The organism is Paenibacillus sp. HGF5 (assembly GCF_000204455.1).
Classification (GTDB): Bacteria; Bacillota; Bacilli; order Paenibacillales; family Paenibacillaceae; genus Paenibacillus_AQ; species Paenibacillus_AQ lautus_A.
Genome location: NZ_AEXS01000030.1, coordinates 1 through 22,688, shown reverse-complemented (window position 1 = coordinate 22,688; position 22,688 = coordinate 1). Strand labels below are relative to the sequence as shown.

Genomic DNA, 22,688 nt, shown 5'->3' with positions numbered 1-22,688 from the left:
GTTCCGAAATCCTCGATCCTCGTTTTCGTAATATCCTCATATCATCACATCTTTCTATTTAAAGCCTTCTTAACGACAAATACCGCCTTACCATCTTTGGCCACAGCGGTATGTTGAGCGTTATCCAGGTTAGAATCGACAATTTCCAATGATCGGCAGGAATCCAACCCTTCCTTTTATAAGTACCGGTAAACCGTCCCAAGATTTGTTCTTTCCGTACCGGCTCATCCGGGACAATGTTGGTGTCCCCTTTAAATATGTATCGTTTCAAGCCGCCTTCGCCATGAATGTCATGAAGCCGATGACAGACGAGGCTTCCCGCTCCTGTAACAAAGAGATAGACTTCACCGATTCTGGCTTCCTCATGATTGAGCTTTTCAAAAGAACTTAGCTCCCCCTCCACCATGAAGGGGTACATGCTGCGCCCCAAGGAGGGAAGTTGGATCCCCCCGCGTCTTTCCATCCATTCGTTGGCGATTCTGGCCTCATCCAGCATACGTCAGAAGGCCGCTGCCCAACAGTTCTTCAATAAATGGTTTTACGTCCTGCTCAGCAGTATGACGGTCAATGTCATACTCCTCCGCAATTTTTTCAATGATTCCTTCCATGTGCCCATATTCCGGAATAATGCTCCAGATATACCCCCCGAGTTCATTCAGCTTGGTTGCCACATGCTCCTTCATGTTCAGCAGTATCCATTCGTTTCCGATCATTTCGCTTTCAACATGCTCGTTTCTTATCAGCAGCCTTGTTTGTGTTTGGCTCATGAAATCCTCTCCCAAAACGTATCATTTTTCTGAAAATAAAGCTGATAGGAAGGTACTTGCTGCACTACCTTCTTGCATAAAGCAATCATATTTCTTGTTTCCTCAGGATCATGACGCCAATAAAACACCTTATCCAGCATTAGCGCGAATCCATCCAACGGTGTTATGGACACACGCTCCACTTCAGGGGATTGAATAATGTAATGGATGCCGGATAATTCGGCTTCTTCAAGTTCACAGGGATTCTCCATCTCGCTGCGAAATGGAGAATCGAACACGGTTACACGTCCGTTTTCTTCTATGTACAGAAACGTAGCTTCATCAGATAAAATCGGACGGGGACGCGACAGCTCAGCGACAGTCGACTTACCTGCACCGGATTGGCCTGCGAACATCCACGCTTTGCCGTCTTGAACCACACAAGAGGAATGGATCAGCAGTCCGCGCTCTCCATGGATTAGCCATGAGCTGTACAAATTAATTAATGCATGCTTCAGGGCAAACTCGTCATAGACATGGATTTCCGCCGAACTGTAATCCCGGGATGAAATCATATGATAATCACAGCGTTTGAAGTTAATTAGATGTTCGGATACAGAAATCTGGACAGGTCCATCATCAAATGGCTCTCCGTACCCACCTCGAATACGAACATACAAATCAGCCTGAGGATCCTGACCAGAAATGGCGGATACCCTAAATCGCTTGGCGACAAATTCGGCTATCCGTTTCGATTCGGTTTTAAAGGACACCCGGGACTTTCCGACTATTGCCGTTGCTACATACATATGATCAACCTCGACTTCCACCTATAATAATTCAATTCCAGCGAAGCGCTTTATGGAACGATGAACAAAGGAATGTATAAATACTACCAAATAGGATTTCCCCCGCCGCCCGGGTTGCTGGGACGAGTCGTGCCAAACTCCACTTTGCCCTGTGCCAAAATTTTTGGAGCCTCGTAGGTCTTTTTCATACTTAACACCTCCTTCTTGAGCATTAGTTTATGATACAATTTGTATCATGTCAACTAGATAATGCTACATACCACAACCAATAAATAGTAAAAATTTCCTATCTGAAAATTTCACGTTTTCTTATCCACAGCAGCGGCAAATTCCAAATCAGGAATCCCACCTGAGACCAGCGCTGCCTCCAAGTATCATGGACCGTGAAGGCGGTCATCATTCTAAACCATGAGTAGCTAAAGCCTTTGCGACCCTGCATAACTTTACGCGCCTTTTCAAGATTCCATCCTGGATATTTAAACTTGTATGAAAGCAGCGGCAGCGGCCATCGTGCCTGAAGATGCGGGAACATGCTGTAAACCAGGTTCAAAGCGATCCATACCTTCGAGAGATTTCGATCCGCAGCGGCCATATCCAACAGTTTCGCGTAATCCAGCCTTGTATCAAGGGAATGTATAAGCGTTGCAATGTCAACAAAGTATTTCATCGACATCATGTGATGGTTCATGCCGTGCAGACAAATATGGTAAAAGGTGTGCAACGGGCTTAGCTCGTAAATGTAATTAAAATCGCTCATCACACAAGCTTCGTCCCACAAACGGGACACATCCGTAGCCGTAAAATCCTCTCTGCTGATATTCCAATGCAATTCAATGGTTAGCGAGGGAAAATTATCGTTATCCAATGATTTGACGTATTCTTCGTGAAAATGTGTAGCATCGCCCGCAGCTTTAACAAATCCAGCATTCGTCAACAGCGTGGCAGCTCGATGCAAGTCCTCCTTGCCCACAAGCAGATCGATATCTGTCGTGCCGCGCGCTGCGAGACCGCCAAAATAGCGTTCTGCAAGCAGCGTTCCCTTGAGAGGGATCGCTTCTATACAGGACGCTTCGAAGGTCTGCAGGATCTTTTTGAGCTCGATTTTTATAAAAAGGTTCTGTAAGAGTACGGTATTTGCATCAGCGCTTAATTTGCGCCGGAAGTTTTCCGGGATTTGAAGAAGAAGGTGTTTTCGCTGAAGCTCTGAGAAAACCTGGGGCCCGATATCAAACAATTCGACATCTTCCATCAGTTTGTCATATTGAGATTCACTCAGGGAAGGAATCCTCCCCTGGTACAACTCATCCAGAAACATAACCAGAATGTCGCGGTTCTTCATTTCAACCACTTACTACCGTAATAAAGCTGCTCTGCTTCATTTTCTCTGATCGTTATATTGTTAAGCACTACCCCAAGAAGATGGGCCTTAACGTGCTCAAGTTGAGTTTTGGCTTTTCTCACCTGGGATTTCTTCACCTTCCCACCCAGTACAACCAAAACGACGCCATCGCATAAAGCACTCACAATAAGCGCATCGCTCACTGCCAATATGGGAGGGGTATCAAACAAAATCATGTCGTAGCGTTGCTTAAGATCGTGAACTAACATTTGCATGTTGTGAGAACCTAGCATTTCGGAAGGGTTGTATGGAATGGAGCCGGAAGTTATGACGGAGAGATTCGTAACCGCCGTCGGCCGGATGACGTCTTCAACGTCTACCTGCTGGGCCAAGACATTGGTCAATCCGGTATCGTTCGAAACGCCGAATACATGATGCAGTGAGGGTTTGCGCAAATCCGCTTCAATCAACAGCACATTTTTGCCTTCATGCGCATAGGCGACGGCCAAGTTGCTAACTGTGGTTGTTTTGCCTTCGTTCATTTGAGCCGAGCCAACCATGATCACCCTAACCTGTTTGTCATGAACGGAGAATTGAATGTTCGTCCTTAGCCCCCGATACGATTCCGCTGCCGGAGATTTCGGATTAATGACGGTAACCAGAGGATTTTTGTATTTTCTCGCCAATTAACTCACCTGCCTATTAAAATAGTCCGATCCCTGTGAAAAGAGTGAGCGGATTTAAGGTAAAAGAACTAATGACCAAGCATCTTAAATATAGTAAAATGTCTGTATCTAGTTTGTTACTGTATGATTAGCTTTTTATTATATTGGCCTGGCGAACGATATATGTAATTTTGATAAACGGCATGGCTAAACGCCACATGACTGCTTATCATCCGGTTAAGCATGCCCGTTATCCGTGCTTTTTGATCACGATCCGTACATATTTGAACCTGATACAACCGATAATCCTGCAATGGCTCTTGAGTCTGTATCCTCCCATAAACCTGAATATGATCAAACATGTCATCGATTTCATAACGCAGCTTTATCTTGGGACTCATGGGGATATCCCAGGAACACAGGAAAACAAGCTTCTCCGGACCCAGCTCGATCGGCGTCACATCGTGGCTTCTGCCGTGCAGGCTCAGGGGACCAATCTCCATGACTCTAATCCCTACCTTAATAAGATGCTTCGTTTCGCTTGACATCAGGAATTTAATTCTCCTTTATTTCTATAAATTCTGGTATGGGACATTTTATCGATGGATAAAATGATACTAAGTGTCACTCAAAAAATGATAACAGATACAAATTGTATCGTTTTATTTTCCAATTTTACGATACATATCGTATCAAGTCAATAGAAAAATCGTCATTTTCTACCTTCCGTGTGTAAATTTAGGATGTTGCGTAATTTTACGACCCTCTCATCACCAAACCGTGACTTTACGTACATTAAGCTGCTTTATATAGAATCGACGCATTTTTCTAATCACACCATCAGGTATGCCAAGCAATTGAAAGGGGGATCAAAGCATGAACTACGGAGAACGAATTGCAGAACTACGTGAACAGCGCGGGTGGACTCAAGAAGAACTCGCTACCTCTGTCGGCATTACTCGTGCTGCACTATCCCATTACGAAAAAAACCGGCGCAAGCCGGATTTTGAAACATTGACCCGCCTGGCAGACCTCTTTGACGTATCCATAGATTATCTGATCGGGAGAACAACATTGGAGAAATCGGTGCTTGATCCGGAGGTTCGCTCATTTGTGGACGGACTTGAGCTTTCGGACCAGGATTTGCTGGAGCGTTTCAATCTCACGGTGGATGGCCGCAAGTTAACCGAAGAGGAAGCCAAAAGATTCATTGCTTTTGTTCGCATGGAACGCTCCATGAAATAATGCAGATCATGAAGATGGAAATCCCCGTTACTCACTATGTTCAAACATAGCGGTATCGGGGATTTTCACTAGAGTCATGTTTAGCGATGACAAATGTATTAATCGTTATGAGCTTCCTCCATTTGCAGCCATTTATCAGGATGGATTCCCAATTGAGTCATGAGCTTATTGATGTCGATGTTCGTCTTCTGCTGGTCAAGCCGCTGCTCGGTGCTTCCGGAGCCTCTCTCCTTGTCCACACTCATTTCTTCAACTACCTCGCTTATCTATAGTTTCATCTCCATCCCTGCTGCATGAACACGATGATAACGCATATCTTCCCAACAACTTACTTACCAATATTATAACGAATGAAATCACATGATGCTGTCGTCTTGTGGAGCCTTTGTCCTATGCTTCCGGTTCTAATTTTGTCGAATTTTCTTTTGGTGAATCCTGTCATCATCATAGAAGATTCTTAAACCCTTGTAATTTATTTATATATGAAGAAAAACCACATTGCATTCATTAAAGAATACAATGTGGTTTCCCGTAATTCGTTTTATACTAGTTCCCTGTACGTGCCAGCTCTTTCATATTCGCCTCGAAGGCGGCGAGGAGCGCTGCTTCCCCCGTCAGGCCTTGATCTTGTACCTTCTCGATATGCAGCAGCATGCGTTTGTAATCCTTCGGAATGATACGGACAAAGCGGCTGAGCGCTTGATCCCAGTCTCCCAGAATTTGCTGTGCCGGTACGCTGCCGGTATACTGCTCATGCTGCCGGACAAGACGGTGGAGGGCTTCCGCTTCCGTTCCATCCTCGACCCGTTCCAGAAGCACCATCTCCAAATTGCAGCGATCCACGAAGATACCCTCAGGATCATAGACGTAGGCTATGCCACCGGACATCCCGGCCGCGAAGTTGCGTCCGGTTTCTCCGAGAACGACCACCCGGCCGCCGGTCATATATTCGCATCCATGATCGCCGACGCCTTCGACGACGATGCTCGCGCCCGAATTACGAACGGCAAAACGCTCGCCGGCAATGCCTCTTACATAGGCTTCTCCGCCTGTAGCCCCATAGAATGCGGTATTCCCCGCAATAATGTTCTCCTCGGCTTTGAAGGTTGCTTTAGGTGAAGGCTTTACGATCAGCTTGCCGCCGGAAAGTCCTTTACCGATATAGTCGTTGGCATCTCCTTCAACCGTCAGCGTCATCCCTTTCGGCACAAATGCGCCGAAGCTCTGCCCTGCGGAACCCACGAAGTTGAATTGAATGGTGTCTTCCGGCAATCCGGCAGCACCGTACTTGCGCGTGACCTCGCTTCCCAGGATGGTTCCCACGGCACGGTCCACGTTCGTGATCGGGAAGGTGCCCTCCACAGCAGCTCCCGATTCCAATGCCGGCACGGCGGTGCTAAGCAGCGAACGCATATCCAGCGTCTGTTCCAGACCATGATTCTGTCTTTGGGTACGATAAGGCGTGCTGCCCTCCGGAAGCTCCGGCGTATACAGCAATGCCGAAATATCCACGCCTTTCTTCTTCCAGTGATGATCCGCTGTGACGGCATCCAGGCAATCCGTACGACCAATCATCTCGTTTATCGTACGGAAGCCAAGCTCAGCCATCAGCTCGCGCATGTCTTGAGCGACAAAGCGCATAAAGTTGGCGACATGCTCCGGATCCCCCGTAAAGTTCTTGCGCAGCTCCGGATTCTGCGTGGCTACGCCAACCGGGCAGGTGTCCATTTGGCAGACGCGCATCATAATGCACCCGACGGCAATCAATGGTGCCGTTGAGAATCCATACTCTTCGGCTCCTAGAAGTGCCGCCACCACCAAATCGCGCCCGTTCAGCATTTTGCCGTCGGTCTCCAGCACCACGCGGTCACGCAGATTGTTCATGATGAGGGTTTGATGGGTCTCGGCCAGGCCAAGCTCCCATGGCATGCCTGCATGACGGATGGAGCCTTGCGGCGAAGCACCCGTGCCGCCATCGTAGCCGCTGATCAGGATGATGTCCGCGCGGCCCTTCGCAACGCCTGCGGCAATCGTGCCTACGCCCACTTCGGATACGAGCTTCACGTTGATATCCGCGCGCGGATTGGAATTTTTCAAGTCATAGATCAACTCCGCCAAATCCTCGATGGAGTAAATATCATGATGAGGCGGCGGCGAGATCAGCCCTACACCCGGCGTCGAACCGCGGACCTCGGCCACCCAAGGGTATACCTTGCGGCCCGGCAGCTGTCCGCCTTCACCCGGCTTCGCTCCCTGCGCCATCTTGATCTGGATTTCGTCCGCATTCACCAGGTAATTGGAGGTGACGCCGAAACGTCCCGACGCCACCTGCTTGATGGCACTTCGGCGGGAATCGCCGTTGGCATCCGGAATGAAGCGGGCCGGATCCTCTCCGCCTTCACCCGTGTTGCTCTTGCCGCCGATGCGGTTCATCCCGATCGCGAGGCTTTCATGCGCTTCCTTGCTGATGGATCCGAAGGACATCGCACCTGTTTTGAATCGGCGCATGATGGATGCCACAGATTCAACCTCATCGAGCGGCACCGGTTTGCCGGCCGGCTTGATTTTGAGCAGGGCGCGAAGCGTCAGATGCTGCTCATTCTCACCCTGCACGAGCTCAGCGTATTTCTTGTAAGTTGCGTAGTCATTGGTCCGGACGGCCTGCTGCAGCAAATGGATGGTTCTCGGATTGAACAAATGCTCTTCCCCGTCCGCTCTCCATTGGTATTCGCCGGCTGAATCCAGCGCTTTATCGTTGCCGTCCTTGTCGGTAAAGGCACGCTCGTGATGGGCCAGCGTTTCCCTGGCCACTTCCTCCAGACCGATGCCGCCGATGCGGGACGGCGTCCGCGTGAAGTAGCTCTCCACGAAATCTTCCTTCAGGCCGACGGCCTCAAAGATTTGTGCGCCGCGATAGGACTGAATCGTGGAGATCCCCATCTTCGACAACACTTTCACAACGCTTTTGCTTGCCGCTTTAATGTAATTTTTCACAGCCTTCTCATGCGAGATGCCGCGAAGCATGCCTTCCTGAATCATGTCGTCCAGCGTTTCGAACGCAAGATACGGGTTGACCGCGCTCACGCCGTAACCGAGCAGCAGTGCGTAATGATGCACTTCGCGAGGCTCGCCGGATTCAAGCAGGATCGCCACCTTGGTCCGGGTTCCCTGACGAATCAGGTGATGATGTAGCGACGAAACGGCTAGCAGCGAAGGAATCGCCGCATTGTCCTTATCCACGCCGCGGTCGGACAGGATCAAGATGTTATGCCCCTTGGTGATGACTCGGTCCGCGGCTTCGCAGAGGGTGTCGATCGCCTTGCGAAGCCCTTCGGCTCCTTCGGCCGCCGGGAAGAAAATCGGAATCGTCATGGACTTGAAGCCCGGACGGCGGACATGACGCAGCTTCGCAAACTCTTCGTTGGACAGCACCGGCGAATCCAGGCGGATGTGGCGGCAGCTTTCCGGTTCAGGCTTCAGCAGATTGCGCTCCGGGCCGATCGTCGTCGCCGTCGAAGTGACCAGCTCCTCGCGGATCGCATCGATCGGCGGATTCGTCACTTGGGCGAACATCTGCTTGAAGTAGTTGAACAGCCGCTGCGGGCGGTCGGACAGCACCGCAAGCGGTGCGTCATATCCCATGGAAGCGATCGCTTCGGCGCCCGTGATCGCCATCGGCTCGATCACTTTGCGCAGTTCCTCGTACGTGTAGCCGAACGCTTGCTGGAGCTGACGCACATTCTCATGCTTCGGATCCGGAAGTTCCGGCGCATCAGGAAGATCATGCAGCTCTACCAGATGCTCATCCAGCCATTCGGAATATGGAAGCTCCGCCGCGATGCTGGCTTTGACTTCCTCGTCGGAAATGATACGGCCTTCCTTCGTGTCGACAAGCAGCATGCGTCCAGGACGCAAGCGATCCTTGTACAGCACATTTTCCGGCGCAACGTCCAGAACGCCCGCTTCGGAAGACAGGATGATCAAATCATCCTTCGTCACGTAATAACGGGATGGGCGCAGCCCGTTCCGGTCCAGGGTGGCGCCGATCTGAACGCCGTCCGTGAATGCCATCGCCGCTGGTCCGTCCCATGGCTCCATCAGCGTGCTGTGGTATTCGTAGAATGCTTTTTTGGTCTTATCCATGCTCTCATGGTTGCTCCACGGCTCGGGAACCATCATCATGGCCACGTGCGGCAGAGAACGACCGCTGAGGTACAGGAATTCAAATGTATTATCAAACATCCCGGTATCGGAACCGTCCGGGTTGATGACAGGTTTCACCTTCTTCAGATCGCTTCCGAACAGCTCATGCTCGAACATGGACTGGCGCGCGTGCATCCAGTTCACATTTCCGCGCAGCGTATTGATTTCGCCGTTGTGAATCATGAAACGGTACGGATGCGCACGCTCCCAGCTCGGGAACGTATTCGTGCTGAAACGGGAGTGAATGAGCGCAATCGCCGATTCCAAGCCCTCATCCTGCAGGTCCAGGTAAAATTCCCCCACCTGCTCCGTCGTCAACATGCCCTTATATACGATTTTTCGGCAGGAAAGGCTGGATACGTAGAAGCTGTCGCCTTCGGGCTTGCCGCTGTAACGGATCGCCAGCTCGGCGCGGCGGCGGATGACATACAGCTTGCGCTCGAACGAGAGATCATCCTGAATGTCGGCGCTGCGTCCGATGAACACTTGGCGGACATACGGCTTTGCCGCTTTTGCGGACTTGCCCAGCATTTCATCATGGGTGGGTACATCGCGGAAGCCAAGCAGGGTCTGGCCTTCTTCGGCAATAATCGAAGCCAACTGCTCCTCATGTGCCGAACGGACGGCAGGATCATGGGAAAGGAACAGCATGCCTGCACCGTAATGCCCGGCTTCGGGAAGCTCAAAGCCCAGTTTCGCCGCTTCGGCAGCAAAGAAGGTATGAGGAATTTGCAACATGATCCCCGCACCGTCGCCGGAGTTCGGCTCGCTGCCCTGACCGCCGCGATGCTCCATATTGGCAAGCATGGTCAGCGCGCTGCTGACGATTTCATGGGATGGCTTACCCTTGATATGGGCAACGAAACCCATACCGCAAGCATCTTTTTCGAACTGCGGATCATAGAGGCCCTGTTTCTGGGGAAAATCAGTATGTTTCATAAGATGCAACCTTTCTTTTTTATAGAATAAAATGCTGCTGATCAATAACAGAAAAACGTAAAGGTTGGACATCAATCCTCTCCTGCAGTGGACACACTGTCTTGAGGCGATGCAGTATTGTGCAAAAGCGACAAGGGTTAACATTTACCTAACACGTAAGATTAATTAGTAATATATATTTTATCACCGTCATACAATGCAGGCAATTCAAAGTTTTTATGAATTTGATAAGAATTGTTTTTGTGAGAGTAATCACAAAAGATAGTTAAATATTATGTAGAATAGTGCAAAAAAACATGCAAATAGAACATTCCGAACAAGCGGTTTTCATCACATTTTTCGTGATTCGTGACCAAATCGCTCCGCTTTGGCCGCTCACTCTCTCTCCGGCAGTGAAGCCGTGGGTCATCCTGACCATCCATCCTATATAAAATGAAGCTCCTTCATGATCGGTTCTCGGGAATATTTCCAGCAGCAGGTTGAGGGGAGCCGATGAACCTTGACGCAACATACCGGCTATCGCATCGATGGTCGCCACGTTATATCGGCTCATCAAAAAAAGGACCTCCCCTGGATCCGTTCGATCCTTCGGGGAAGTCCTTTTCCTTACATATTATATAGAAGCTCTTCTTATGCAGTCACCGCTGTATCGGCGTCTGCAGCTTGCTTGTTGTTTCGGATTGCCAGGAAGTACACGGCGGTCAACACCAGGAACACCAGACCGAATCCGGCCAGTACGCCCACGTTGGCCCACATGCCGTCGAAGCTTCCCGTGGAAATGACGTCTTTGTAGCCTTTTACGCTGTAGGTCATCGGCAGCAGCGGATTCAAAGCCTTCATCCAGTTCGGAATCAGCTCTACCGGGAACGTGCCTGCGCTCGTTGTCAATTGAAGGATCAGGATTACGATGACGACGAAGCGTCCAGGCTGATCCAGCCATGTGACGAACATTTGCACCAGGAACATGAACGACAAGCTGGTAATGATGGAGAAAAGATAGAAGAGCGGAACGCTCTGAACCTCAAGCTTCAATCCGTACAGCATGACAACCGAAGCCAGCAGCGCTTGGATCAATCCCATGCCGGCAAAGGACAGCGTACGGCTGACAAACCGGTTCCAGCCCGATGCGTTTGGTACCGATGCCTCGCGGATCGGCAGAATAATCGTGCAGAGCAGGGCTCCGACAAACAAGCCGAGCGACAGGAAGTATGGCGCGAATCCGGTACCGTAGTTCGGTACTTCGTTCACTTTATGCTCATCCACCTGTACCGGTCCGGCAAACATCGTGACCGTCTCGTCGGTGGTTTGGATACCGCCAGTCTTGTCGGCAGCCTCGTTCAGCTTGCCTGCAAGCTCCCCGCTGCCTTCCTTCAATTCGTTCATACCGTTGACCAGCTCGCCAGCCCCGGAATCCAGCTGTTTCGAGCCGTCGGCGAGGGTCGTTACGCCGCTTCCCAGCTTACCGGCTCCGCCTGCCAGCTGCTGCGTGCCTTGCGACAGGGTCGCTGCTCCGCTGGCAAGCTCCTTGCCGCCGGCTGCCGCTTCGCTCAGCTTCGTGCCGAACAGCTTCATGCCGTCGGCCAATTGATTTTGGCCGGCGTTCAGCTGTTTGGCGCCTGCCAGCAGCTCTTGGCCGCCCGCGGCGAGCTGTTTGCCGCCATCTGCGAGCTGGTTCGCGCCGGCGCTCAGCTTGCCTGCGCCTTCCTGCAGCTGCTGCGTGCCTTGATTCAGCTCAGCTGCGCCTTGCGCCAGCTGCTTCTGACCGGCATTCAGTTCACTCGTGCCGGAGGCGACGGACTGGCTCGCGGCCAGCAGCTGCTGCACCTCCGGACTTTGCGCCAGCTCCGGATTGCCTTCGGCCAGCTGCTTCAGGCCGGCCGCAACGGCCTTTGCGCCTTGCTCCAGCGCAGCCGTGGCTTCCAGCGATTGATTCAGGCCGGCCTTCAGGCTGCCGCTGCCATCATGAGCGCTCTTCGCGCCAGCGGCAAGCTGGGCTGCCCCTGCCTGGTTGGCTTGCAGGCCTTCATTCAGCGCCGTGCTGCCGGCTGCGGCCGATTCAATGCCCGCCTGCAGCTTGGCGCCGCCCTTGCCGGCCTCTTCAGCCCCTGCTTGCAGCTGGCTGTGAGCCGCCTTAAGCTGATCCAAGCCGGAGGCGAGGGTGCCCGCTCCCGCGTTCAGCTTGCCTGCACCGCTATTCAGCTCCTGCACGCCCTGCGTCAATGGCGCGATGCCGTCCTGCAGCTCCTGCGTGCCGCTGACGAGTTTAGCCAGATTCTCTTTCAGCTTCACCGCGCCGTCGTCCAGCTTCACGGCACCTTCGGACAGCTTCGTGGCGCCGTCCCCCGCTTCGCTTAGGCCGTCAGATACTTTGGCCACTTGATCGAACAGGGTTTCCGTGTAGGCTTCCGTCACTTTCGCCGACACCTTGGACTGAATCTGCTTCACGGCAGATCCGCCGATCTGGGCAGCAAGGAAGTTGTAGCCTTCGTTCGGCTCGAATACGATTTGCGCAGGCTGCGGATGTTCATCCATTAAAGTCGTCGCCTGCTGCGAGAAGTTTTCCGGAATGCTAATGGTCATGTAGTATTTGTTATCCTGCATGCCCTGCTCAGCTTCACTCCGGTTAACGAACTGCCAATTAAAATCTTTTCCCTTCTTCAGCTCGGCCACCAAATCCTCGCCGGCGTGAAGCCTCTTTCCTTCAAAAACGGCGCCCTGGTCGTTATTGACGACCGCAACGGGCAAATCCTCCATCTTTCCGTACGGGTCCCAGAAGGCCCCGAGGAACATACCGCTGTACATGACCGGTATGAACAGCACCGCGATGATCGGAATCAATATTTTTTTATTCCGAACGGCGGCGCCAAGATCTTTGGCAAACACAGATAATGACTTCATCCAGTCTCTCTCCTTTTTTTATCTAGATACAGCAGCTTACCAGCCGACATGAATCTGCTCTTACGGCAGATCACATCTTCATTCCAGTACACAATGACCAATATGCTCATTTGGTCAGTTTAGACCAAAAAAAAACGATCCCTGGCAAGGAAGGCGATCCCTCAAGCCAAGAGAGTCCGCCTTCCTCATCACGAAGGAGATTGCATCTTCCTCTTACGAGGAGGCTTTGAGCCCGTCAGCCAAGAACACCATCATATATTCCTTGATCTGTTCCTTGCTGAGCGGCTTGTGAAGCTGATTGAAGTCGGTCGTGAGGGCAACGTACAGCTTCAGCATCACAAAGGATACCACCTGAGCATCCAGCGGCTTGATCTCACCGATCGACATGGCATTCTCCACGATTCCCTTGAGATACCCGACGATTCCGTTCTCCACTTTCGTCAATCCCTCATGCGCCTTCGGCGTGCCGATGTCCCGAACTTCCTGCGACAGCTTGATGAACAGCTCATGCTCGCTTCGGAATTCAAGCAGCGCATCCAGCACCCGGTAGAGATTGTCAAAGAAATCCCTGTCCTTCCGTATCTCCCGTTCGGCCAGACGCTTCATCTCCATGATGGCCGATAGCAGGATCTCGTCGAACAGCTCATCCTTATTCGTGAAAAACGTGTAGATCGTGCCTTTCCCAACATTCGCAATCTTCGCCACCTGTTCCATCGTCGTCGCTTTGTATCCGAACAAAGCAAACGACTTGGAGGCAGCATCTAGCACCTGCTTCCGTCGGTCCACAGCTGGCATGCTTACCCCTCCTTCTACGATCTTCTTTTGATTGGCCTTTTCTTTCGAAACTGACCAAAATACAATTCTGGTCATTCGGTCAAAAATCACTTTACCAGATTATCGGATGCGTTGCAATATCTTTCGTTAAATTTTTTTGAAAATGCGGATGCAGGGTTCAAATCTTATCATAACGTCTAATGAAAGAAAAAGTCCGCCGGTAAAATAATTGAAATGCTTTTCCCTTTTGCGCGTATACTTAGGATGCATACTCTTTTTTTTCGCGCCGCTCTTCAAAAAATGATTCCTGTTTTGTAAGATAGAGGGAGAAAGAAGTAGGTGAAACCATGCGATATACAAGAGTGCTCCTCTTCTCAGAGGGTTTCGGCACAGGACATACGCAAGCTGCGTATGCGCTGGCTGAAGGTATACAGCGGATGAATCCCCGGATCCACTGCCGCGTCATTGAACTTGGCAATTTTTTAAATCCCACCGTGGGGCCGTTAATCTTGTCCGCTTATCGAAAAACCGTCAGCACCCGGCCGCGCCTTGTCGGCATGCTGTACCGTTCGCAATATAAGAAATCGTTAAACCGTCTGACGCGGCTCGCGCTGCATCGGATTTTCTATGCGCAGGCCCAGCGGGTCATCGAGGAATTGAAACCGGATCTGATCATATGCACCCACCCGTTCCCCAACGCCGTGGTCTCCCGCCTGAAGCGCCAGGGGCTTGATGTTCCGCTTTATACGCTGATTACCGACTATGATGCGCACGGCACCTGGGTTAATCCGGAAGTGGATGAATATCTCGTATCGACGCCTCATGTGAAAAAAATGCTCATGCTGCGGGATATTGAGCCGGAATTCATCCATGTGACCGGCATTCCGGTGCATCCGAAGTTCTGGGAAAGAGCCAGCCGGGTGGCGCTGCAGGCCGAGCTTGAATTAAAGAACATGCCTACCGTGCTGATCATGGGAGGCGGATGGGGCCTCGTATTCAACAAGGAGCTGCTCAGCAAGCTGGCCGCCAGGGCCGATGATATCCAGCTGGTCTTCTGTATGGGACAGAACGATAAGCTGGTTGCCAGCATGCGCGAAGATCCGATCTTCCAGCATCCCAACATTCATGTTCTCGGTTATCGGGACGATATACATAAACTGATGGACGTGTCCGATCTTCTCATTACGAAGCCCGGCGGGATGACATGCACGGAAGGAGCCGCCAAGGGAATTCCGATGCTGTTCTATGAGCCTATCCCGGGACAGGAAGAAGTGAACTCCCACTTCTTTGTCAGCGAAGGCTACGGGGAAATTCTCGACTCCCCTGCCGTGATCGACAAGTGGCTGAACCTGCTGTCCGACCATCATGACCAGGTGGAGAAGAAGCGTAACGGAGCGGTCCGGCAGCGAACGCCGCATCTGGAGCCCGACCACTGCGCCGGCCAGGTGATGGGATTGCTGACCGAAGGACGCATACCCGTTTATCCCGAAGATGTCGTCAAGATATTGGCGGACCAGCCCTAATATGTATCCTGTTTCAAGCACGCGCTTATGAACTTATTCTCTACCAAAAAGCTTCCCTGTCCTATGTGACAGGGAAGCTTTTTTAAGTATAAATCGATCTATATTTCCAGCGTTTCTCCTGCTTTCAACGGATGACCCTGAATGCCCGTTTGGGCCAGTTCGTCGCAGAAGGCCCTTGCATCCTGTTTAATGCCCGGGAACGTGTCGTAGTGCACCGGGATGACATGCTTCGCACGAATCCACTGTGCGGCCAGCAGGGCGTCCTGCGGGCCCATCGTCAACATATCCCCGATCGGCAGCGCGGCTGCATCGATGTCGTTCATCTCTCCGATCAGGCGCATATCGCCGAACAAACTTGTGTCGCCAGCATGATAGAACGTTTTTCCGCCCATAGTCAGAATGACGCCTCCAGGCTGCCCCGCATAGATCCAGGTATCCCCCACCGAGACGGAGGAAGAGTGAAAGGCCGGGGTAAACTTCACCTTAAAACCGTCGAACTGCGCGCTTCCGCCGATATTCATTCCATGGGATTTGGCTCCCTGCTGGCCGCAATACACGGCGAGTTCGTACACGGCGATAATCGGACAATCATTCTGCTTCGCAATTTCGATGCAGTCGCCAAAGTGGTCGGAGTGCCCATGCGTCAGAACCACTGCATCCACTTTCACGTCACTGGGTTCGATGCCGGAACCCGGATTACCGGACAGCAACGGGTCGATGATGACACGAACGCCGCCTTCCTCCACCAATATGCTGGAATGGCCATAATACGTAATATTCATGGTTAAACACACCTCCTACATCCTAGTTTACCCTTATGGGCACTACTTGTAAAAAGAGTGATTTCCTATTTTTTTAACAAAAGTCCTGGAATGATGCACCGTGAGATCCTGAGCCAGCTTCAAGGACAGGAAGAAGTACGTATCGTCCTTCACCTCTTTTTGGCCATGAAGCGCCGCATTCACGGACTTAATCGTCTCTTCGTTCGGCTGGACACGTTTAAGACGCCCGTTCGCTACAGGACTAAATTGATGCTTTTGATAGATGACATCGGTAATCGTATCGGGAAAATTGGCTGACCGCAGCCGGTTTAAGACAACGTTGGCAACTGCCACCTTGCCTTCGTACGGTTCGCCTTCCGCCTCTGCCATGACAATCTTCTGGAGCAGAAGCAGTTCTTCAGCTGACAAATCATAGGTCCAGGTCGCTTTGTCTTTTTGGTCCTGGGTTAACGTATTTGTTCTTGTGAAGAATAAAGTTGTGGGGGGTGATAGGCTTTCCGCCTTGGATTTGACGACATGAGTCCCCTTTTGTTTTGCCGGTTTCCCGTCCGCAGCCTGAGATTTGGTTGCTTTCTTCTTCTCATCTGCAGTCTTCAATGATGCTTTCGAGTCGATCTTCCCGGAGGCTAAACCAATGCCTTTTGCGTTTGAAAAAGCATGAACCTTGCTCCCCGGCTTATTCCACTCTTGGAAAACAATTGAAGACAAAATGTTGACAGGTTCCCTATCCTGCTGCCTACTCTCAGCTTTAACGTAGTGATCAGGGTCGCCTTCCGGAACCGGAGCAGCCGTTACAAATTTGGGCATGTCCTGCTTTGGCTCTTTCCCTTCCGTCGTTTTCGATTGCATTCCAAGCAAACTTATAAGAGACAAACTCACAAAGAGCGCTCCGATGAGCAGCGCAACCCAGCGATTTTGCCGTAGCACTTTCATAACCATATTTTTCCTCCTATGATGTCGGCACATTTCTACACTATGTAACCACATTTTTAGGCGTTGAAAACATGGTAATTTTATGAACATTCTATTTTCAATTTCAAAAAATGGTCGAAAGCCGCGCCACACCTACGGTTTCGTACATTGGGCTCGCATGTAAATTTGTTCGAAAAAGAACCATTTCTAGCACGTCCCACTGGATAGGTTCGGGTCCTTTTCCGATAACATCCATAGAAAATGTTTGATTTCCTTGAAATTTCCGGCCAACTGTAATATGCGGTCGAAAGGGGCGCTCCTCCGGGACGAATCCAAAAGATTCCATCCGCGACACGACCGATTGCTGCAGCTCAGCGAGCGCATCCAGATCCCCGCCGACCCCAGCCCATAGAATCCTTGGGGAGCCGCTTGCCCCGAACACGCCGGCATCATAAAGACTGAGCTTGAAGGGCTTGCGTTCCTTGGCTACTTCCTGGAGCGCACCGGTAAGCTCCGCTATGCGATGAGAGGGCGTATCGCCCAGAAACTGTAAGGTAATGTGATAATCCTGCGGATGAACCCATTTTTTGAAATTGGCTTGCTTCCTCAATGTTTCCGTCCAATCCTGTATCCGGGAGGAGACCTCCGAAGGCAGACGCACGGCAACAAACAAACGATCCATAGCTCCCTCAGCCGAATGGCTCAACTACGACACTTCCTTCCAATCATCTTTTATCGCAAGCAGTCTAAGCACTGCCACCATGTTTTCCTGGTTCGTTTATAGTTTGAGCAAGAACATCTGAAAATAGTATGAGGGGTACATCAAATTCGCCTAAAAATATGATGAAGCTTCAATTTACCATAAATCGGACAATAATTCATGTACAAATTTACCAATCGCGTCCGTTCGTTCATGCGCAAAGCGATGATTTCTGATAATATGTTCCCTAAGAGATTTTCGCTATGATTCTGGTTGAACATCATATTCCTTAGGAGGTAGTACCATGCCGAACATCTTGTCCATACACGACTTAACCGCCGAGCAGCAGCAAAAAATCAAGGAGATTGCCCCCGACTATGACCTATTGGTGACAAAAGCGAAAGAGCTGACGGGAAGCATCGTTCGGGATGCCGACATCATGATCGGCTGGTCACGCTCCATGCAGGAGGAGGTACTGTCCGCCGACAGTAAACTCAAATGGATTCAAGCCTGGTCGGCCGGGGTAGATAAAATGCCGCTCCGGGAACTTGAGGAAAAAGGCATTCAATTGACCAACGCCAGCGGCGTACATAGCGTTCCGATCACGGAGCATATTTTCGCGATGATCCTGGCCTTCAACCGCAACCTTCATCTGGCGATCCGTCAGCAGTCGAACAACAAGTGGGATACATCCGGCACGTTCACGGAATTGGCTGGCAAAACCATCGTCATCGTCGGCGTCGGCCAAATCGGCAGCCATACGGCACGGGTGGCCCAGGCGTTCGGCATGCGGACCGTTGGGGTCCGCAACTCCGGCAAGTCCGATCCTAACGTGGAATCGATGTATAAGGTCGATCAGCTCGATGAAGCACTGGCGCAAGGCGATTATATCGTCAATATCCTGCCGCTCACCGATGAAACCCGCGGACTGTTCAATACGGCAAGATTCTCGGCGATGAAGGACTCCGCCTTCTTCGTGAACGTAGGCCGCGGCCAGACCGTGGTCACGGACGACATGGTTCAAGCGCTGCAATCCGGAGCTTTGGCAGGCGCGGGACTGGATGTCTTCGAGGAAGAGCCGCTTCCTGCGGACCATCCGCTATGGAACCTGGACAACGTCATCATGACGCCTCACATGGCAGGGGATACGGATCGATACGGCGAGCGTGCCGTGGATATTTTCCTGGAGAATTTAAAGCACTACGTAAACGGAGAGCCGTTATCCCGCAATGTGATCGATTACAGCAAGTCGTACTAAGACCAGGCAACAAGTCGTGAAGCACCATTTCGTATCTAGATCCACGCGTTGGTTTAAGGAGCTTGTCAAAAAAAGGAACGTCCCGAGGTTTTCCATGCCTGTCGGGACGCCCTTTTTATTTATATGGAAAATGGAGTGAGCACACATAAATGCAGCCGTATACAAAACGCGTCATTGAAGTGATTCAGAGCATTCCGGAAGGATACGTGATGACTTATGGACAGGTGGCCAGACTGGCCGGCAGCCCCAGGGGTGCCCGACAGGTCGTCAGAATACTTCACACCCTCAGTCATATTCATAAGCTGCCGTGGCATCGAGTCGTCAACGCCAAAGGAGAAATCGCCATCCAAGACGACGAGTCCAGGCTCATGCAGGAGCTGTATCTGCAGGACGAAGGCGTTGCCGTCAATCATAAAGGCATCATTGATTTGGAGAAGTATCGATATGATCCTGCCGAATAATTCGGGTAGCCGTTTATACGCACAGCCAAATATCTCTTGCGAAGCTCCCCTTGCGGGTCGTGCAATGAGAAAGCACCTTCCACCCCGTGTCCGTCAGCTGCTCTCTTAGCGGCTCCGTACTAACGATGACAGCGCGATCTGACAAGCGGCGTAAGCTTTTCAGCATGCGCAGCTGCTCTTCCTCCGGAAAAACGGAACATAGATTATACGGCAAATCCAGTACAGCGGCATCATAATGTCCGTGCAGCGTATTCATGTCCTGGATGGCAACTTTGTTGTCATCATAGCCGTAGTGCCGCAGATTCACCCTCGCTCCGCGAACCGCCAGCGGATTGATGTCACGGCCCTCGGCCGGGATTCCCATCGAGAATGCCTCGATCAATACATTCCCCATTCCGCAGCAGGGATCCAGGAGTGTAGCACCGCTTATCCGAGGAACGGCCAGATTGACCAGCGCCCTGGCCACCCTTGAGCTGAGGCCTGTCGAATAATTTTGCGGCTTCCGCTTATGCTCCAGCCAAGCACGTTCAGGCTCGTGCATTACCCCCAATCGCCAGATTCCGTTTAGGGATATCAAACCGAGCGTGACATCCGGAGATTTCATCTGCGCCGTTCCTTCAATTCGGCCACCTACCATCCGTTCGAAACCGCGCAATTGATCATAGCTGAAACGATCGCCCGCCTTAAGGCAGACGACTTTGAAGGTCGTTTGGTTCAGTTGAATGCGGCCTGCTTGCTCGGCGATGCTTTCGATGGATTCTCCAATCATCTTGACGTCAAGGCAGGCCGATAGGAACGGGCTGCGATCCGGATCGACCCGCCGCTCGCTTTCCAGCCAGTCCGCTCCGTCAGGCCCCTGACCGAACAGCTCCGTCAGCTCCATCAAGCATAGCGCCCGCTCGGTTTCATGACAGGCATACGTATACAGATAAGATGATATATCGCTCATGGAGGACGGACCGAAGGTCATGTCAAAGTCGTTCGTATTCATCATGTATTTCGTCTCTCTTCTATTATATATGTGCAGCAGTGTGCAGCAGTCGCTACTGCCCCATTAACAGCCGATACGATTCCAGCCGCGCATCGTAATCGCTCACGGGGGTAACGACCAGGAACTCGTCGCACCGGTATTTTTCCGCCATCAACTGCAGCTTATCTCGCACGCTTGCAGGCGTGCCGATGATTAGCCTCCGGGATGGACCGGAAGAATCGGAATCCGTCGGTTCCGAAGGAAGGTCGCTCTCCCCAGGCCGTGGAATTTGCGCGGCCAGCTTTCTTGCTTGCTCCTCCGTCTCCGCGCAAATCACGCTCACCGCCACCATCGCACGCGGTTCTCTCAGATCAGCGCTTGGCTGAAAGCCTTCCCTGTAAGAACGGAGAATCTCCGCCCCGTCCGTATCGCTCATAAACTGGCCGAATACATAGCCCGTCCCGAATTCGGCCGCATACCCCGCACTTTTCGTATTCGTGCCGAGCATCCACATCACCGGCTGCGCTGTGGGTACCGGTTTGGCTGCCACCGGCACATCGTCGTAGCGATACCGGTCCTCCAGCAGTTCGGTCAAAGCCCGAATCCGCTGCGGCAAATCCGCCACATGCCCCAGGAAATTCCCGCTAAGCGCCATGCTCGTATGGGCCGAACCCCCCGGCGCCCGCCCGATCCCGAGATCGATGCGACCGGGATACAGCGCCGCCAGCATACGGAAATTCTCCGCCACCTTCAGCGGGCTGTAATGGGGCAGCAGCACGGCCCCGGAACCAAGCCGGATGCGCGTTGTCCGGGCGCCGATATGGGACAGCAGGATCTCGGGCGACGCACAGGACAGGTGCTCCAGATCATGATGCTCCGCTGCCCAGTATCGCCCGTAGCCCCATTGTTCCGCAGACTGCGCCAGTATCACCGCTTGCTGTAAGGCTTCTTCGAACGAGCTCTCTCCCCAACGCGGAACCAGATCAAGCACACTCAGTTTCAATTGGCTATTCATGCCATCCCCCTTGTATCGCCGTTATTAATCCAAATCATAGATTGAACCTACCTTAAGTCCATACAACTCGTTATAGATTTTCTCGGCAAAAGCGTCCGTCATCCCTGCGATATAATCAATCACCATATGCTCCCACGTCCAGATCGGATTCGACCGCTTCTGGTCCGCTTCGTATCGCTGGAGCCAGTCGGATGGAATGATCGCCGTAGAAGCGACAGGATCCAGAAAGGCATCCCACAGGCGCTTGATGATCCATTCGCTGCGCTTCTGCAGGCGCTGAACCCGCAGGTCGCGAATCATGGTCACCCAGGCGAAACTTTTCAGGACGCTGACGGTACGCAGCATATCCTCGTCTTCGACGCCGTCTTTGACAAACGTTACCTTTTTCCAATCCCCGTTCGCGATCACGCCGAGGCTGCCCACAAACAGGCTGACCCAGTAGGCCTTGACCTCGCGCCGGGTACGGGAATAATCATTCTCGCAGGTCGGCATTTTTTCGTTCCATATTTTCAGAAACTCGTCCAGCACCAAATCCACCTTCGGCTGGATCTGCTCCTTGGTCCATCCCTTCCACACCTCGTCTTCCAGCGTCATGATCTTCTGCACGATCAATTTGTTGAGATGGCTGTCCCGCAGAAAGTGCTCGTGCACCTCAATCTTCCCGGCTTTGATGCCATCCTCCAGATCGTGCGCGGAATACGCGATGTCATCGCACAGATCCATAAGCTGCGCTTCCAGCGTTCTGTGCGTGCCGGGTATTTGCCACTCCTTCCGGATATGGGAAATGTATTCCCACTCATGCCGATACATCCCCTTGGGATTATCCAGGCCGGAAAACGGATATTTGTTGATGCCAAGCAGCACCGCATCCGACAGGTTGAGGCCGTTTACGTTCTCCCTTTTCTCCAAAAACATGATCAGCCGGAAATTGTGCGCGTTCCCTTCAAAATGCTCATATTTGCGCCGCATGGCCTGCTGCACCTCGGACGCCTGCTCCGGTGTCGGCGTGCCGGGCTGGCGCGTCAGCTCCTTCTCGGTCCTGCGGTCAATGAGTTTCTCCAGAATGCCCTGGAGCACCTCTTCGCCCTTGTGGCCGAACGGAGGATGCCCGAAATCATGGGCGATCGCCGCGCATTCCACCACCTCGGGATCAATCATCAGCCCTGCGTTCTCGGCCTGCTCCGGCAGCACTTCGGGATAAAGGCGCGTCAGGCTCCGTGCCGCTTCTCTCGCAATCTGCGCCACCTCAAGCGAATGCGTTAAGCGCGTCCGGTAGTAATCGCCGGTGCCGGCGCCGAATACCTGCGATTTTCCTTGCAGCCTGCGGAACGTCGGCGAATGGATCAGGCGCGAATAATCCCGCTCGTATACCGCGCGCGAAGCATCCGACTTCGTTTGCTCCGGATATTGGCGATGCTCTCTAAGCTCCTTCAGTGTCATTTGTCCCAC

21 protein-coding genes are annotated in these 22,688 nt (G+C 52.0%); 4 read left to right on the top strand and 17 right to left on the bottom strand.

What is annotated here, in order from left to right:
* Positions 1-58: 58 nt before the first annotated feature.
* From HMPREF9412_RS05770 to HMPREF9412_RS05745, 6 genes are all read right to left on the bottom strand, one after another.
* Positions 59-496 carry a signal peptidase I gene (locus HMPREF9412_RS05770; protein ID WP_009590442.1) on the bottom strand — a complete coding sequence of 146 codons (438 nt, stop codon included), beginning with the start codon at positions 494-496 and terminating at the stop codon, positions 59-61.
* Positions 486-767: a PqqD family protein gene (locus tag HMPREF9412_RS05765; RefSeq protein WP_009590425.1), complete on the bottom strand. Its 282-nt coding sequence runs from the start codon at positions 765-767 to the stop codon at positions 486-488. Before HMPREF9412_RS05765 ends, HMPREF9412_RS05770 begins: the two co-directional genes overlap by 11 nt.
* A complete protein-coding gene (locus HMPREF9412_RS05760; protein ID WP_015737326.1) occupies positions 764-1,555 on the bottom strand; it encodes a hypothetical protein in 792 nt (263 codons plus the stop codon). The genes HMPREF9412_RS05765 and HMPREF9412_RS05760 overlap by 4 nt, the downstream gene beginning before the upstream one ends.
* Positions 1,556-1,841: 286 nt before the next feature.
* Positions 1,842-2,894 carry a nucleotidyltransferase family protein gene (locus tag HMPREF9412_RS05755; protein WP_009590421.1) on the bottom strand — a complete coding sequence of 351 codons (1,053 nt, stop codon included), beginning with the start codon at positions 2,892-2,894 and terminating at the stop codon, positions 1,842-1,844.
* Positions 2,891-3,580: a CpsD/CapB family tyrosine-protein kinase gene (locus HMPREF9412_RS05750; RefSeq protein WP_009590428.1), complete on the bottom strand. Its 690-nt coding sequence runs from the start codon at positions 3,578-3,580 to the stop codon at positions 2,891-2,893. The genes HMPREF9412_RS05755 and HMPREF9412_RS05750 overlap by 4 nt, the downstream gene beginning before the upstream one ends.
* A 116-nt stretch (positions 3,581-3,696) precedes the next feature.
* Positions 3,697-4,107, bottom strand: coding sequence for a hypothetical protein (locus HMPREF9412_RS05745; RefSeq protein ID WP_009590430.1), 411 nt, complete (start codon positions 4,105-4,107; stop codon positions 3,697-3,699).
* 328 nt (positions 4,108-4,435) lie between these two features.
* Between HMPREF9412_RS05745 and HMPREF9412_RS05740 the strand changes: the two genes are divergently transcribed.
* Positions 4,436-4,804 (top strand): helix-turn-helix domain-containing protein, encoded by a 369-nt coding sequence (locus HMPREF9412_RS05740; protein WP_009590422.1) that lies wholly within the window; start codon positions 4,436-4,438, stop codon positions 4,802-4,804.
* A gap of 98 nt (positions 4,805-4,902) precedes the next feature.
* Here the strand turns inward: HMPREF9412_RS05740 and HMPREF9412_RS32810 are convergent, their stop codons facing one another.
* From HMPREF9412_RS32810 to HMPREF9412_RS05720, 5 genes are all read right to left on the bottom strand, one after another.
* Positions 4,903-5,049: a hypothetical protein gene (locus tag HMPREF9412_RS32810; RefSeq protein ID WP_009590439.1), complete on the bottom strand. Its 147-nt coding sequence runs from the start codon at positions 5,047-5,049 to the stop codon at positions 4,903-4,905.
* A 301-nt stretch (positions 5,050-5,350) separates the two neighbouring features.
* A complete protein-coding gene (gene gltB, locus HMPREF9412_RS05735) occupies positions 5,351-9,946 on the bottom strand; it encodes a glutamate synthase large subunit (protein ID WP_036671394.1) in 4,596 nt (1,531 codons plus the stop codon).
* A gap of 265 nt (positions 9,947-10,211) precedes the next feature.
* On the bottom strand, positions 10,212-10,499 hold the full coding sequence (locus HMPREF9412_RS05730) for a hypothetical protein (protein ID WP_009590431.1): 288 nt from the start codon (positions 10,497-10,499) through the stop codon (positions 10,212-10,214).
* A 77-nt stretch (positions 10,500-10,576) separates the two neighbouring features.
* Positions 10,577-12,844 (bottom strand): YhgE/Pip domain-containing protein, encoded by a 2,268-nt coding sequence (locus HMPREF9412_RS05725; RefSeq protein ID WP_009590445.1) that lies wholly within the window; start codon positions 12,842-12,844, stop codon positions 10,577-10,579.
* Positions 12,845-13,057: 213 nt separating this feature from the next.
* On the bottom strand, positions 13,058-13,639 hold the full coding sequence (locus tag HMPREF9412_RS05720; RefSeq protein ID WP_009590436.1) for a TetR/AcrR family transcriptional regulator: 582 nt from the start codon (positions 13,637-13,639) through the stop codon (positions 13,058-13,060).
* A 326-nt stretch (positions 13,640-13,965) separates the two neighbouring features.
* Between HMPREF9412_RS05720 and HMPREF9412_RS05710 the strand changes: the two genes are divergently transcribed.
* Positions 13,966-15,141, top strand: a complete 1,176-nt coding sequence (locus HMPREF9412_RS05710; RefSeq protein WP_009590429.1) for a UDP-N-acetylglucosamine--LPS N-acetylglucosamine transferase — start codon at positions 13,966-13,968, stop codon at positions 15,139-15,141.
* 98 nt (positions 15,142-15,239) lie between these two features.
* Here HMPREF9412_RS05710 and HMPREF9412_RS05705 read toward each other — a convergent pair whose 3' ends face one another.
* The 3 genes from HMPREF9412_RS05705 to thpR form a co-directional block, all read right to left on the bottom strand.
* Positions 15,240-15,923, bottom strand: a complete 684-nt coding sequence (locus tag HMPREF9412_RS05705; protein ID WP_009590424.1) for a metal-dependent hydrolase — start codon at positions 15,921-15,923, stop codon at positions 15,240-15,242.
* A 42-nt stretch (positions 15,924-15,965) separates the two neighbouring features.
* Entirely contained in the window at positions 15,966-16,862 is an 897-nt protein-coding gene (locus HMPREF9412_RS05700) for a cell wall hydrolase (RefSeq protein WP_009590448.1), read from the bottom strand.
* 97 nt (positions 16,863-16,959) lie between these two features.
* Positions 16,960-17,517: an RNA 2',3'-cyclic phosphodiesterase gene (gene thpR, locus HMPREF9412_RS05695; RefSeq protein WP_036671389.1), complete on the bottom strand. Its 558-nt coding sequence runs from the start codon at positions 17,515-17,517 to the stop codon at positions 16,960-16,962.
* A gap of 322 nt (positions 17,518-17,839) precedes the next feature.
* Here thpR and HMPREF9412_RS05690 point away from each other — a divergent pair, with 322 nt between their 5' ends.
* Both HMPREF9412_RS05690 and HMPREF9412_RS05685 read left to right on the top strand, forming a co-directional pair.
* Positions 17,840-18,793 carry a D-2-hydroxyacid dehydrogenase gene (locus HMPREF9412_RS05690; RefSeq protein ID WP_009590437.1) on the top strand — a complete coding sequence of 318 codons (954 nt, stop codon included), beginning with the start codon at positions 17,840-17,842 and terminating at the stop codon, positions 18,791-18,793.
* 149 nt (positions 18,794-18,942) lie between these two features.
* Positions 18,943-19,254, top strand: coding sequence for an MGMT family protein (locus tag HMPREF9412_RS05685; RefSeq protein WP_009590419.1), 312 nt, complete (start codon positions 18,943-18,945; stop codon positions 19,252-19,254).
* Positions 19,255-19,267: 13 nt separating this feature from the next.
* Here HMPREF9412_RS05685 and HMPREF9412_RS05680 read toward each other — a convergent pair whose 3' ends face one another.
* Genes HMPREF9412_RS05680 through HMPREF9412_RS05670 form a run of 3 tightly spaced genes read right to left on the bottom strand, consistent with a single transcriptional unit; the run spans position 19,268 to position 22,679 of the window.
* The gene (locus HMPREF9412_RS05680; protein ID WP_009590438.1) at positions 19,268-20,248 is read right to left on the bottom strand and encodes a TRM11 family SAM-dependent methyltransferase; all 981 of its coding nucleotides are present in this window, start codon (positions 20,246-20,248) and stop codon (positions 19,268-19,270) included.
* A 49-nt stretch (positions 20,249-20,297) separates the two neighbouring features.
* Positions 20,298-21,239: an LLM class flavin-dependent oxidoreductase gene (locus HMPREF9412_RS05675; protein ID WP_009590447.1), complete on the bottom strand. Its 942-nt coding sequence runs from the start codon at positions 21,237-21,239 to the stop codon at positions 20,298-20,300.
* 24 nt (positions 21,240-21,263) lie between these two features.
* On the bottom strand, positions 21,264-22,679 hold the full coding sequence (locus HMPREF9412_RS05670; protein ID WP_036671385.1) for a deoxyguanosinetriphosphate triphosphohydrolase family protein: 1,416 nt from the start codon (positions 22,677-22,679) through the stop codon (positions 21,264-21,266).
* Between the last annotated feature and the right edge of the window lie 9 nt (positions 22,680-22,688).